Here is a 12,323-nt window from a genome sequence, read left to right as displayed (position 1 = left end):
TAATCGGATAATGTTTTGCCGACCCAAAAGATAAAGGCGTTTCCATTACCTATTCGACGTCGCCGCGGAAAACCCTCCTGGGAAAGGCCGAAAAATGGGCTCGCCAGGGCGGTTTACCGGCGGTGTTACCTTGACGTTATCTCGCGGCAGCGAGTATAATCCAGGTTAGGAGTGCCACAGAGGGACAAGGGGTGAAAAGGGCCGCTCTTCCAATTCCCGAACATAGGTGCAGCGACAGCCGTAGGTGGGGTAGTCGCCGTAACCGCACGTAGTCTTCTGTTGTGTTAGGACTGAATTGAGAGGGGGACGGCTCAGTGACGGCGACACCGCAGCGCAACGTGTATGTTGACTACGACTCCATGATGGACGAGGACATCGTGGAGTTTGCCCGTGAGGGGTCGACGGAAGCGCTGGAGTATCTTATTAATAAGTATAAGAACTTCGTGCGGGCCAAGGCTCGCTCCTACTTTCTGATCGGTGCCGACCGGGACGACATCACGCAGGAAGGCATGATCGGCCTGTACAAGGCCATCAGGGACTTTCGGGCGGACAAGCTGTCCTCTTTCCGAGCGTTTGCAGAACTCTGCATCACGCGGCAGATCATCACCGCGATCAAGACGGCCACGCGGCAGAAGCACATCCCCCTGAACTCCTACGTTTCGCTGAACAAGCCGATTTACGACGACGACTCCGACCGAACGCTGTTGGACGTGATCTCGGGCTCGAAGGTGACCGACCCCGAGGAGCTGATCATCAGCCGTGAAGAGTTCGGCGACATCGAGGGGAAGATGGAGGAGATCCTCAGCGACCTCGAATGGAAGGTGCTGATGAGCTACCTCGACGGGAAGTCCTACCACGAGATCGCCGTGGAGCTGCACCGGCACGTCAAGTCCATCGACAACGCCCTGCAGCGGGTAAAGCGCAAGCTGGAGCGGTACTTAGAGAACCGGAACCAGTCACTGGAGAGAGGGCAAAACTAGGCCGCAGGGGCGGCCTTTTTCTTTTATGTCAAGGGCGGGGTGTCGATCATACGCTGGAGGGAGGGAAGGAGGGGAGAGGATGAGCTGGAGGGACGACCACGACCGGCGTTCCGGCCTGTGCGCGGACCTGGAGGACGACCGGGACTGCGGCTGCGGCGGTCACGGCTGGAACGGCCGCCACGACCAGGACGGAGGCGACCGGTGGGATGGGGACCACGGCCACGGTCACCATGACCACCGCGGTGACCATGACCATCACGGCCACCATGACCACCACCATAACCACCACGGCGGCCATGACGGCCACCACCACCGTCACCGCCGGCGCCAGCGGCGGCTGATTCCGATCGGCAGCGTAACCGTCGACTGTACGCCCGTGACCTTCCGCACGCCCGGCCAGGCCATCAATGTGGTCAGCTGCCCGGTCTCCTGGATCATCCCCGGGACCCGCTGTATCGCCACGATCCACACGCCGCCGGTTCAGACACCCGTACTACCCATCCACAGGCACCGCAAGGCCTGCGGCTGCCACTGATCATCCCCGGAGGGCCTGCGCCCTCCCGTACATTGAAACTGAGCGCAAAATGTGTTATGATATGCGCTGCGTTACCGTGCTGGCGTAGCTCAACTGGCAGAGCACCTGATTTGTAATCAGGCGGTTGCAGGTTCGATTCCTGTCGCCAGCTCCAGACATACAGCCGCAAGGGATACCGCCCGCCGCCCTCTCAGGTGGTCGTGGCGACCTCCCTTTCTGAAGACAGCGACCACGTTTCTCCGACGCTTACCAAGCGCGAAGAAGCGTGGTTTTTCCGTTTGTGCCGCTGAAGTCTGCCACCACCGTCTTTCCCCACAAGGAACCTCCGCCATCCTGATCAAACAGTACCTTACGATGGTTTCACTGGGCCTTCCATGTCACCTCATCGCGAGCACCATGGTCAACCGCAAGAACCCGTTTGCGGCGGATGCGAACCGGGGACAACACGTCCTCCATATACCGCAACTACGCCGTCAACATGGTGCCGCTGGGTGCACAGGCCCTTCTCCGGCGGAGGTGGTTGAGTGGATGACCTGATGATCCGGCAGATGCGGCACGACGAGGAGCCGCCGATGGACCTGCTGCTCATGGCCGATCCGTCGCGGGAGATGGTCGCCGGGTACCTCGGCCGCGGCCGGTGCTACGTGGGCGAACGGGCCGGGCGGGTGGTGGCCGTCTGCGTCCTCATCGACACCCGGCCGTACACGGCCGAGCTGGTCAACGTGGCCGTGGCGGAGGAAGAGCGGGGCAGAGGGATCGGCAAGCGGATGGTTCTCCATGCGATCGCGGTCGCCCGCTCGCTGGGATACCGGTGCATCGAACTGGGCACGGGCAACTCCTCCGTTGACCAGCTGGCGCTTTACCAGAAGTGCGGCTTCCGGATCGTGGGCGTGGACCCGGACTACTTCACCCGGCATTATCCCGAGCCGATCTACGAGAACGGGATCCCGTGCAGGGACATGCTCCGCCTCCGACTGGATCTCTGAGAAGCACGCCGATAGAAAAGCCCTGGCAGCGGGCGCCGGGGCTCTTGCCGTGGGAGCAGGAGAAGATGACGCTCCGAGGGTCAGGGCCCTCGGAGCCTTTCGGTGTGCCCGGCATGGGCGCTGACTTGGCGGTGAAAGTCCGCTACGGGCGAGGCAGCACCAGCCCGTTAGCCAAAGGCAAGGGTGTCCGTCGTGAGGCGGAATCTGAAGGAAGCCCGAGGCAAAGCCACGACCCGAGGAACACGAACCCCATAGGAGGCTGTGCCGCTCGGGTGAGCTGGCCGAACACAGCAAAACCCGAAGCTGCCAAAGGGCGGTGCGGTAGATGGGGCGGGTGCGGGGTGAAGGTCAGCGTTCTTACCCGGGGAGATCTGCCGGGAACGCCAGCAACGCTGGTAACCTGCGTCGGGAGACGCAGCTGAACCGGCAGAAGTCAGCAAAGGCCATAGTACCGGCAGGGGGACGCCCCAACCGGGAAGGGCCGAACGTCAGGAAAGGGGTGAACCCGTTGCGTTCGAGCAGCCCGCGACAAACGCAGAAGACCCCGAACGGGACCTGCTCGCCGGAGGTAGCGGTGAAGCCGCAAGGGACGGCGAGAGGGCGGAGTGGGCAGCCGGCACAAGACGGAACGTTACCCCGCGGGGAGCACAGCAACCTGATGGAGCAGGTGGTGGCCAGGGAGAACATGCTGGCCGCCCTGAAACGGGTGGAGCGGAACGGAGGCGCTCCCGGCGTGGACGGTGTCCCCACCGAACGGCTGCGGGACCAGATTCGCGTGGAGTGGAGCCGCATCCGTGAGGGACTGCTCCAGGGGACCTACAGACCGCAGCCAGTCCGCCGGGTCGAAATCCCGAAACCGGGCGGCGGCAAGCGGATGCTGGGGATTCCCACCGTGATGGACCGCCTGATCCAACAGGCACTCCTGCAAGTACTGACGCCGATCTTTGACCCGACATTCTCCGAATCCAGCTACGGCTTTCGGCCGGGGCGGCGGGGTCATGATGCGGTCAGGAAGGCACGTCAGTACGTGGAGGAAGGGTACGACTGGGTCGTGGACATGGACCTGGAGAAGTTCTTCGACCGGGTCAACCACGACGTGCTGATGGCCCGCGTGGCGCGGCGGGTAACGGATAAGCGTGTGCTGCGGCTGATCCGGCGGTACTTACAGGCTGGGGTCATGCTGAACGGGGTAGTCGTGGCGACGGAGGAAGGGACGCCGCAGGGCGGTCCGCTGAGCCCGCTGCTGGCGAACATCCTGCTGGATGACCTCGACAAGGAGCTGGAGCGCCGCGGGCACCACTTCGTCCGGTACGCCGATGACTGCAACATCTACGTCCGCAGCAAGCGGGCGGGAGAACGGGTCTACAGGAGCGTGCGCCACTTCCTGCAGGAGCGGTTACGGCTGAAGGTCAACGAGGAGAAGAGCGCAGTGGACCGGCCGTGGAAGCGGCAGTTCCTCGGGTTTAGTTTCTACAAGCACCGGGGAGTGCGCATCCGGCTGGCCCCGAAGAGCCTGAAGCGCGTGAAGGACAAGCTCCGCACGCTGACGGACCGCAACCGCAGCCAGAGCATGGAGGACCGAATCCGGCGCCTGAATGCTTACTTGCGGGGCTGGGTTGGGTACTATGCGCTCTCCGATGCCAGGTCAGCCTTTGAAAGACTCGAAGGATGGCTGAAGCGTCGGCTGCGAGCATGCGTATGGAAGCAGTGGAAGCGTGTACGCACGCGCTTTCGGGAGTTGCGCGCCCTCGGTTTGCCCGAATGGGTAGTCCACCAACTCGCCAACAGCCGCAAAGGCCCGTGGCGGATGGCAGGTGGCCCACTAAACAGCGCCCTGGGCGACGCCTACTGGCGTGCCCAGGGGCTGATAAGCCTGACCGAATGCTATGAAGCGACTCGTCAATCCTGGCGAACCGCCGGATGCGGACCCGCATGTCCGGTGGTGTGAGAGGACGGGGGCTAGCCGCCCCCTCCTACTCGATTATACCTTCTTCTAGAGAAACACCCCCGCCAGCGCCGCCACGACGACCAGGCCGGGCAGCAGGTTCCCGATGCGGATCTCCGCCGCACCCATGAGGTTGAAGCCGATGGCCGCGACCATGAGCCCGCCCGTGGCGCTGATCTCCCGGATCATCGCCTCGGTCAGGAACCTGCTGATGGCCGAGGCGCCCAGGGTGATCAGGCCCTGGTAGACCAGCACCGGGACCGCCGCGAACATCACGCCGACGCCCATCACCGAGCCGAACATGATCGACGCCACCCCATCCAGGATCGACTTGGCATACAGGATCGACGGGTTGCCGTTCAGGCCGTCCTCCAGCGCCCCGGTGATGGCCATCGCCCCAGTGCAGAAGAGGAGCGACGCCTGCACGAACCCCTTCGCGAAGCCGCCCCGCTGGGTGATGGGCCAGCGCTCCAGCCGCCGCGCCCACGCCTGCAGCCGGTCCTCGATCCGCAGCCACTCGCCGAGCATCGTCCCCAGGGCCAGCGAGACCACCAGCAGCAGGATGCTCTCGGTCTCCCACGCCATCTTCAGCCCGATCAGCACCACGGCCAGCCCCAGCGCCTTCATGGTGCTCGTGCGCATCTCCTCCGGCACCTGCGGGATCACCAGGCTCCCCAGCGCCCCGCCCAGAAGCACCGCCCCCACGTTCGCCAGCGTGCCGAGCCCGACCACACCGACTTCCTCCTGTTATCGCTTTAGCACAATACAGTTTCGTCCTTGCGGCGGCGGATCCTGCTGCGGCCGGCCGCCGCACGCCTCCTCCGTCCGGACGCAGTTGCGGCCGGCGTTCTTCGCGGCGTACAGGGCGCGGTCGGCCCGCTGGAGCAGCTCCTCGACCGTCCGGAGGTGCGGTTTCCATTCAGCCACGCCGAAGCTCACGGTGAACGTCGCCGTTCCGCCGCGGGCGGGGACGGCCAGCCGCTCGTAGGTGGTGCGGAGCTGCTCGGCTACCCTCCCGGCCTGCTCCAGGGTGGTGGCCGGCAGGAGCACGGCGAACTCGTCGCCGCCGATCCGGCCGACCACGTCCTCGGACCGCAGCACCCGGCGGCCGGTCTCAACGATCTGCCGGAGCACCTCGTCGCCTGCGGCGTGGCCGAAGCGGTCGTTGAGCCGCTTGAAGTGGTCGATGTCCATGAGCAGGAGGGAGGTGGGGCGCGCGCGGCGGTCAGCCCTCTGAAGCTCCTGCCCGCAGACCTCCACGAAGGAGCGCCGGTTGTAGGCCCCGGTCAGGCCGTCCGTGGTCGCCAGGTGCTTCAGGTCGGACTCCAGCCGCTTGCGCGCGGAGATGTCGCGGAAAACGCAGACCAGGACGGCTCCGTCGCCGGCGCCCGGTGGCAGGGCCGCGGTGTTGACCTCGGCCCAGCGGGTTGTTCCGTCCCGACAGCGGACGGTCAGCTCCACCACCGTGCCGGGGCGGGGAGCCTCCGCAGACGGGGTGATGTCGCAGAGCGGGCGGCCGGCGAGTTCGTCGGGCGCGTAGCCCAGGAGCGCCTGGGCGGAGGGGCTCACATAGAGGAACCGGCCCTCGCCGTCCAGCGTGACGATGACGTCGGCCACGTGCTCGGCCAGCAGACGGTAGCGGGCCTCGCTCCGCTGCAGCTCCGCCCGGGCCCTGGCGAGGGCTTCGGTCATCTCGTTGAAGGCAGTGGAGAACTCCCCAAGGGACTCGCCCCGCTGGGAGAAGTCGCCTGCCGCGACCATCTGCACCTGCCACGTGAGGTGGCGGAGCCGGGCCTGCAGCGACTTCCGGCAGCCGGCGAGCGGCCCCTGTTCGTGGATCGGGTGACTGAGGTCGCCCTGGCAGATGCGGGTCAGATGGGGGCGTAAGGCGCTCAGATCCCTGTACAGTGCGGCAAAACCTGCGTGATGCTGCAGCTCCGGCGGCGGCTCTGCATCGGCCTTCGGGTCGGCGAGCAGCCCGCGCAGCGCCTCCACGGCGTGATCCAGGGACGTCTTGTCCGTCATGACCGCGTCACCGCCTCCGCCACGAACCGGCAGACCCGCGCCCCCGCGCACCAGCAGTCCACCTCGGTCACCCGGTACCGGCGTCCCATGGAGCGCTCCAGAAGGCCGGCGAGAAACCCCTCGTCGAACTTGCAGATGTCCCTGTCCGTCTCGGGAAGACCCGAGCAGTCCATGTCCTCTTCGACGGTGAAGACGAACCGCCCCTGTTCCGGATCGGCCTCCTCGACGCGCACGATGCCAACGCCGTACTCCCGGAAAGTGGCCTGCAGCCTGCGCACATAATCGGAAAGGGAAGTCATCGGACCCAGCAGCCGGTCCGCGAACGCTGAGCCCGCGGCCTGTCCGGCCTCAGGCAGCAGCCGGTCGGCCGCCTCCCGGCCCAGCTGCTCCTCCGGCACGAAACAAAGGCTGAGCTGCATGAGACGGCAGATCTCCAGCCGGGCCATGGGTCCCAGGTGAGGGCGTCCCGCGGCTACGTCTCCGAGTGCATCCCAGGGAAGGGTGCGTCTTCCTTGCTCCATGGTCGCCTTCCTCCCCCGGCGGTCGCGGGCACATTGCGCCTATGTGTTAGTTTTACAAAAGTCGCAACATCCCTGCCGCGAAACATCCCCGCACCCGCACCTCATGCGGCTTTCGTAGGGCCGGCGCGCCAATGCACGGACCCGGGCGCCAACGCCCGGGTCCCATCGCTATGCTCCGCCTGATGCCGACTTGCGCAGGGCCGAGTTCAGGACTTCCAGCAGCTCGTCCGTGACGCCGTGGGGCATCACCCGATCATAGGCTTCGGAGAGGACGGCCACAAACCGCTCGAAGGCCGCCGGCCGAGCCGGATCCCCCTGGGGCGGCAGCGGCTGCAGCGGCCGCACCGCCTCCTTCACCGCGCGGGGGCGGCTGCCCCAGTGCACGATGTACTCACAGTTCCGGTCCATGAAGATGAAGCACGGGATCGCCCGGGAGGTGCCGTTCTCCAGGTACTGGTCCATGATGTCCAGGTTCTGGTCCCGGAAGAACCAGCGGGCCTCCATCCCGGCCTCCTCCGCGAACCGGGCCAGCAGGGGGCCCGTCCGGGCGGCGTCGCCGCACCAGTACTCCTCCAGCACCAGCACCTTCAGCCCCAGCGGGCGCAGCGCCGCCAAGGCGGCCTGCTGCTCCGGCGTGAAGGTGACGGACGCATAGACCGCCTGCCGCCGTTCCTTGTGCTCCGTCGCCCCGGCCAGGTACTCGCTCCACGTGAGCCCCGTGGCAAACCGCTCAGGCGATACGACCGGCACACAAACCCCTCCCCGTTTTCTCACGGTGTCTGGTATTACGACGTGGCGGTGGCGCCGGGTGGTGCGGGCGGACCGGCGGGCGCATAGCGCGCGGGGAGGAAGCGCATAGTAGAGGGCGTACCACCTGGGGAAAGGAGAACAGTCATGGCAGAAGAGCGGAAGGCGAACCAGCGCACACAGGCGGGCGCCGGCGGGGCGGCTGCGGACGCGGGCGCAGGCCCGTCGATGGCTGAAGGGGCTGCGGGCGTCACGGGCGCGATCGCCGGTGCGGCTCTGGGCTCGGCCGCGGGGCCCCTGGGCACGGTGGCCGGCGCCATCGCGGGCGGCCTCGGGGGCGCGGCGATGGCGAACGGCGCCGGGAACACAACAGGCGCGGAGAACCAGAACGGCCGCGGCCGCAACCGAGCCGGCGATCAGGCCGGGCAGAACCCGACGAGGTAGCGTCGAACGAAGCCGTGCATGAGGCAGGCGGAAAGCCCCCGGGGGCGCACGGGCGCCTCCGGGGGCTTTCATTCCTCCTGTGTCCGGCCTGCCCGCAGGACTGGCGGGGTGCCCTACACCGTCAGGTAGAACCAGACGAGGTAGATCAGGGAGCCCACCAGGAAGGCAGGCACGACCGCCAGGTAGATCAGGTTCAACCGCGCCAGCCAGTGGCTGCTCCGGAACGCCGCGTAGTAACTGCGGTGTGTCTGCCTGAGCATGCGATCCCCTCCCGTCTCCGATCCCGGGTGATCATCATCCACCCTCAGCTTACCCGGGGACCGGAGCCGGAGGTAGTCACACAACGGCTCAATGGCGGTTGTCTGCTCGCACCATGCGCGGCCGGGACTTCCGTACTGTCTGCCACCCAGGGTACCGGGGCCGGGCCTGCCGGCCGCGCAGTACCCGACCGCGTAGACCCGGCACGGTGGGACTACGGCCGGGCAAAGGCCGGGAACTCCTGCAGCGCTCGCAGGGCAAAGCGGGCGGTTCCGGTGGGGAAGGCGCAGTTTCCCCGCCCGTAGAGCAGGACTTCCGCTCGCCGGCGGGCCTCCGTCGCGTCGCCCGCCTCCAGCGCCCGCAGCAGCCCCTCGTGCCCCTCCCGGCAGCCGCGGCACTGGCCGCATGAGCCCCGGGCCAGCAGCGCCACGTTCTCCCGCACCAGATCCGGCAGCGTCGCATCCGCCCGGCGGAAGACGACCACGGCCGAGTTGCCCAGGCTGCTTCCCAGGGCCGCCAGGTCCTCGTAGGTCAGGGGCACGTCCAGTTCGTCCGGCCGCAGCGGCCCCGAGCCCAGCCCTCCGGGCAGCACGGCCAGGATCTCCTCCCGCGGCGGCGCCCCGGCCAGGGCCAGAAGCTGGGCCAGCGGGGTGCCGTGGGGCACCTCGTACACCCCCGGCCGGTCCACGGCGCCGGTGACGGTGAAAAGGGCTGTCCCCGGGCAGGTGGGGGTGCCGACGGCGCGGACCCGGTCCACACCCAGCCGGAACAGCGCGGCGACGGCGGCCAGGCTCTCCGCGTTCTGCACCAGGGTCGGCCGGCCCCGCAGGCCGATCTCCTCCGGCCGGGGCGGCTTGGGCTGCGGGTAGCCTTCCAGCCCTTCCAGGGCGTCCAGGATCGCGGTCTCCTCCCCCGACACCGCCGTGGGCGCCGAGGGCTGGACGGTCACGGACACGCCGCCCAGCAGGCCGGCGGCGCCGGCCTCGGCCACGGCGTCGCGGGCGCCGTCCAGGGCTTCCGGCGAGTCGCCGCGCACGTACAGATACGCCTCCCGGGCGCCGAGGGCCTGGGCGGCGATCAGCAGCCCCTCCAGCACCCGGTGGGGGAAGCGGGCGAGCAGGTAGCGGTCCTTCCGGCTGACGGCCTGGGATTCGGCGGCGTTGGCCACCACGTACCGCTCGGGAACCCGGGAGGCCGCCACCCTCTGCCACTTCTGGCCGATGGGCCGGCCGTCGCCGCTGCCGCCCCGGCCCCGGAGGCCCGCGCGGGTCACCTGCTCCAGGACCCAGCCGCTGCCCCGCGTCCGCGCTGCCTCCAGCCCGGCGTAGCCGCCGCGCGCCCGGTACGCGGCCAGGTCCTCGCGCCCTTCCTGCGCCGGTTCGATCAGCAGATGGGTCACTGCGCCCGCCCTCCCCGACGATACCCCTCCTGCTCCGCCAGCAGGTCCAGCTGGAGGGTCCGGGCGTCCTCGAGGTACAGGTCAACGTTGGGCATGGCCAGGTGGCCGCCGTGCCGCTGGTCCAGCGTCTTGATGTAGCCGCCGCACCGGTCGCAGACCTCCACCCGCCAGGGCTCCAGGTCGGCCAGGGTCAGGATGCTGACTCGGCGCACGTCGTCGCTGCCGCAGACGGCGCACGTGAGCCGGTGGTGCTCCCACTGGGTGTCGCACTGCGGGCAGTGCAGGTACCGGTAGTTGTCGGGGTCGATGCGGCAGAGGTCCGGGGAGGCGCCGCACACCGGGCAGTGGATGCGCCGCCAGCCGTGCAGGGGCGCAACGGCGCGCACCGCCCGGGCGAAGCGGGCCATGAAGGGCTGCAGGGCCAGGCCGCCCAGGGTGAGGAGCAGCCCTTCGTCCACGCCCAGGCGGGCCGCCCACTCGGCGGCATCGCCTGCGCGCACCAGGACCTCCGCGAGGGTGCGCTGCTCCGCCGGCGGCAGAGCCCTGAGCCCCTCGGCCAGGGGGCGGGCATCGGCCCTGCTCTCCGCATACAGGGAGGCCAGGTCGGCGAGCACGGCGGTGAAGCGGTCCGGGTCGATGGGCGGCTCTACCAGGGTGATCAGCGGCTCCCCACGGCCGAGCGCTGCCTCGGCCTCCTCCGGGGCGGGAAGTCGCTCCGGCCCGGGCAGTTCGGCTTCCAGGGCGCGCGCCCGCTCGCGCCAGGCGCGCAGGAACTCCAGCGACTGCATCGTCCATTCCCTCCTGATCGGGTGCAGCTCTGCGGTGAAGGCGAAACCCGCCCCCAGCGCGCTGGGGGCGGGGAAGAGGTCAGCGGGCCGCGGCCGCCTGCTCGCTCTCCCGGATCTGGGCCGTGCCATTGCGGATCTCGCGCTCGACCCACTCGCCGTGCTCCAGCCTGGCGTACTGGAGCTCCGTCCAGCCGTCGACCATCGCGGAGAGGGAGCGGCGGGTGAACGGATGGACGGCGGTCAGGTAGAAGTGGAGGAGGAACAGGCCCGACCCCAGCCAGAAGCTGAGCGAGTGGATGAACTGGGCGGCGTGGAACGCCTCGTCGCTCACCGCGCCCCGGCCGAACCACATCACCAGGCCGGAGCCGATGAAGGTGAAGTAGGTGAGGAAGACCACGTAGAAGTTGACCTTGTGGCCGCCGTTGAACTTGCCCTGGGGCGGCAGGTGGCCCTTGCCGGTGGTGTAGTACAGCGGCGCGATGAGCATGTACTTCAGATCGTTCTTGGTGAAGGTGAAGAGCTCCTTCAGGTCGGGCCACACCGTCTTGGGATCCCCCAGCAGCCAGACCAGCGGGGAGGACATGAGCCCGATGGCGGCGATGCGGTGGACGAGCCGCAGCGTCTGGCCGACGCTGCCGTGCAGCAGCGGACCGAGGCCGGCGGCCGGCTCCGCGGGGTTGCCGCGCCACAGGAAGATGGAGCCCGTCAGGGCGAGGACGATCCACGAGCCGGCGTAGAGCCAGTGGAACAGCACCTGGGTCCGGGAGAACTTCTTGATGCTTCCGTTCGCGCGCGCCACGTGCGATCCCCCCTCTAGTCGTGCAGCGATTCGGCGGTCTCATGGGGCGAGAGGCCGCCCTTGAAGACCCGCCGGGCGGCGAGCCAGTTGACGATGAGGCCGAAGAGGCCCACGCCCAGCACCGCCTTGCCGATGGGTTGCAGGACGTACTTCCACAGCCGGAGGACGGGCGAGAGTTCGGGGGCGACCGGCAGGCCGTAGGTCTCGGGCGGCTCCAGCAGCACGTAGAGGTGGTGCAGGCCGCCCATCTCGTCGACGCCGTAGAGGTTGGCGTTCTTGTAGCCCATGGCCTGAAGCTGTGCCACCCGCTCCCGGCCCCACGCGATCAGGGCGTCGCGGTCGCCGTACTTGATGCAGTCGGTTGGGCAGGTGGCGACGCACGCGGGCTGCATGCCCTGGGCGATGCGGTCGTAGCAGAAGGTGCACTTGCCCGCCTTCTGCGCCCGCTGGCCCCAGGCCGTCCGGTCGACGTGGATGCAGTCGAACGGGCAGGCCGCCTCGCAGTAGCCGCAGCCGATGCACGCATCCTGGTTCAGCGTCACCAGGCCGTAGTCGCCGTACTGCAGGGCGTCGGTGGGGCAGGCGGTGACGCAGCCCGCGTCGGTGCAGTGCATGCAGCTGTGCTTCTGCATCAGCCACATGGACATGCCGTTCTCTTCTTCGGTCTCAAAGAAGCGGATGACGGTCCAGGTCTCCGCGTCCAGGGCCGGGTGGCTCTGGTAGGTGCCCGGATCCTGGTTGATGCGGGCCTCGTTCTGGTTCCACTGCTTGCAGGCGACCTCGCAGCCCTTGCACCCGATGCACTCGGAGGTGTCGACCAGCATGGCGACGTGCTGCCGGGTGTTGGCGGGATCAGGCCGCCAGGTCTCCCAGGTTGCTGCGCGACCCATCTGCCA

Annotated in this window: 14 protein-coding genes and 1 tRNA gene; 6 read left to right on the top strand and 9 right to left on the bottom strand. The window is 68.1% G+C overall.

Features of this window, described 5'->3' with window-relative positions; genetic code table 11:
* The first annotated feature begins 314 nt into the window (after positions 1-314).
* The 5 genes from sigH (at position 315) to ltrA (ending at position 4,449) form a co-directional block, all read left to right on the top strand.
* On the top strand, positions 315-980 hold the full coding sequence (sigH, locus tag STH_RS15470) for an RNA polymerase sporulation sigma factor SigH (RefSeq protein ID WP_011197227.1): 666 nt from the start codon (positions 315-317) through the stop codon (positions 978-980).
* A 206-nt stretch (positions 981-1,186) separates the two neighbouring features.
* On the top strand, positions 1,187-1,321 hold the full coding sequence (locus STH_RS19815; RefSeq protein WP_276324197.1) for a hypothetical protein: 135 nt from the start codon (positions 1,187-1,189) through the stop codon (positions 1,319-1,321).
* Between the two features lie 272 nt (positions 1,322-1,593).
* Positions 1,594-1,669: transfer RNA gene (locus tag STH_RS15465), tRNA-Thr, on the top strand.
* 370 nt (positions 1,670-2,039) lie between these two features.
* Positions 2,040-2,501 carry a GNAT family N-acetyltransferase gene (locus STH_RS15460; protein WP_011197225.1) on the top strand — a complete coding sequence of 154 codons (462 nt, stop codon included), beginning with the start codon at positions 2,040-2,042 and terminating at the stop codon, positions 2,499-2,501.
* A gap of 658 nt (positions 2,502-3,159) precedes the next feature.
* Positions 3,160-4,449 (top strand): group II intron reverse transcriptase/maturase, encoded by a 1,290-nt coding sequence (ltrA, locus tag STH_RS15455; protein ID WP_011194155.1) that lies wholly within the window; start codon positions 3,160-3,162, stop codon positions 4,447-4,449.
* A 45-nt stretch (positions 4,450-4,494) separates the two neighbouring features.
* On the opposite strand, the gene STH_RS15450 is transcribed toward ltrA, so the two are convergent.
* The 4 genes from STH_RS15450 to STH_RS18980 form a co-directional block, all read right to left on the bottom strand.
* The gene (locus tag STH_RS15450) at positions 4,495-5,178 is read right to left on the bottom strand and encodes a DUF554 domain-containing protein (protein WP_011197224.1); all 684 of its coding nucleotides are present in this window, start codon (positions 5,176-5,178) and stop codon (positions 4,495-4,497) included.
* A 15-nt stretch (positions 5,179-5,193) separates the two neighbouring features.
* The gene (locus tag STH_RS17590) at positions 5,194-6,471 is read right to left on the bottom strand and encodes a sensor domain-containing diguanylate cyclase (protein WP_011197223.1); all 1,278 of its coding nucleotides are present in this window, start codon (positions 6,469-6,471) and stop codon (positions 5,194-5,196) included.
* A complete protein-coding gene (locus tag STH_RS15440) occupies positions 6,468-6,992 on the bottom strand; it encodes a V4R domain-containing protein (RefSeq protein ID WP_011197222.1) in 525 nt (174 codons plus the stop codon). Before STH_RS15440 ends, STH_RS17590 begins: the two co-directional genes overlap by 4 nt.
* A 168-nt stretch (positions 6,993-7,160) precedes the next feature.
* A complete protein-coding gene (locus STH_RS18980; protein WP_011197221.1) occupies positions 7,161-7,742 on the bottom strand; it encodes a thioredoxin family protein in 582 nt (193 codons plus the stop codon).
* Between the two features lie 144 nt (positions 7,743-7,886).
* Between STH_RS18980 and STH_RS18975 the strand changes: the two genes are divergently transcribed.
* On the top strand, positions 7,887-8,183 hold the full coding sequence (locus STH_RS18975; protein ID WP_043714338.1) for a hypothetical protein: 297 nt from the start codon (positions 7,887-7,889) through the stop codon (positions 8,181-8,183).
* A gap of 113 nt (positions 8,184-8,296) precedes the next feature.
* Here STH_RS18975 and STH_RS18970 read toward each other — a convergent pair whose 3' ends face one another.
* From STH_RS18970 to STH_RS15410, 5 genes are all read right to left on the bottom strand, one after another.
* Positions 8,297-8,443, bottom strand: a complete 147-nt coding sequence (locus STH_RS18970; RefSeq protein ID WP_011197219.1) for a hypothetical protein — start codon at positions 8,441-8,443, stop codon at positions 8,297-8,299.
* A 212-nt stretch (positions 8,444-8,655) separates the two neighbouring features.
* Complete coding sequence (locus tag STH_RS15425) at positions 8,656-9,840, bottom strand: SLBB domain-containing protein (RefSeq protein WP_011197218.1); 1,185 nt, start codon at positions 9,838-9,840, stop codon at positions 8,656-8,658.
* Positions 9,837-10,628: a formate dehydrogenase accessory protein FdhE gene (locus tag STH_RS17585; protein ID WP_011197217.1), complete on the bottom strand. Its 792-nt coding sequence runs from the start codon at positions 10,626-10,628 to the stop codon at positions 9,837-9,839. Before STH_RS17585 ends, STH_RS15425 begins: the two co-directional genes overlap by 4 nt.
* A gap of 79 nt (positions 10,629-10,707) precedes the next feature.
* Positions 10,708-11,427, bottom strand: a complete 720-nt coding sequence (locus STH_RS15415) for a formate dehydrogenase subunit gamma (protein ID WP_011197216.1) — start codon at positions 11,425-11,427, stop codon at positions 10,708-10,710.
* 14 nt (positions 11,428-11,441) lie between these two features.
* Positions 11,442-12,317 (bottom strand): 4Fe-4S dicluster domain-containing protein, encoded by an 876-nt coding sequence (locus STH_RS15410; RefSeq protein ID WP_011197215.1) that lies wholly within the window; start codon positions 12,315-12,317, stop codon positions 11,442-11,444.
* Between the last annotated feature and the right edge of the window lie 6 nt (positions 12,318-12,323).

Source organism: Symbiobacterium thermophilum IAM 14863 (assembly GCF_000009905.1).
Lineage (GTDB): Bacteria > Bacillota > Sulfobacillia > Symbiobacteriales > Symbiobacteriaceae > Symbiobacterium > Symbiobacterium thermophilum.
This window is presented reverse-complemented; position numbering and strand designations above follow the sequence as displayed.